The 388-nt window shown below is 54.9% G+C and carries 1 protein-coding gene; it reads left to right on the forward strand.

Going from position 1 to position 388, the window contains the following annotated elements; translation table 11 throughout:
• Positions 1–68: 68 nt before the first annotated feature.
• Positions 69–388 (forward strand): IS5/IS1182 family transposase (locus tag J9892_RS20590; protein ID WP_001549863.1); only part of this gene is annotated, 320 nt, incomplete at its 3' end.

Consider the following 388-nt stretch of genomic DNA (forward strand, 5'->3'; position numbering starts at 1 on the left):
GGAAGGTGCGAACAAGTTCCTGATATGAGATCATCATGTTCATCCGGAGCGCATCCCAGAGGGACATCATGAGCCATCAACTCACCTTCGCCGATAGTGAATTCAGCACTAAGCGCCGTCAGACCCGAAAAGAGATTTTCCTCTCCCGCATGGAGCAGATCCTGCCATGGCAGAATATGACCGCTGTCATCGAGCCGTTTTATCCCAAGGCGGGCAATGGCCGACGGCCCTATCCGCTGGAGACCATGCTACGCATTCACTGCATGCAGCATTGGTACAACCTGAGCGATGGCGCGATGGAAGATGCTCTGTACGAAATCGCCTCCATGCGTCTGTTTGCCCGGTTATCCCTGGATAGCGCCTTGCCGGACCGCACCACCATCATGAA

Source organism: Aeromonas sp. Prich7-2, from assembly GCF_017939255.1.
In the GTDB taxonomy this organism is placed as follows: domain Bacteria; phylum Pseudomonadota; class Gammaproteobacteria; order Enterobacterales; family Aeromonadaceae; genus Aeromonas; species Aeromonas caviae.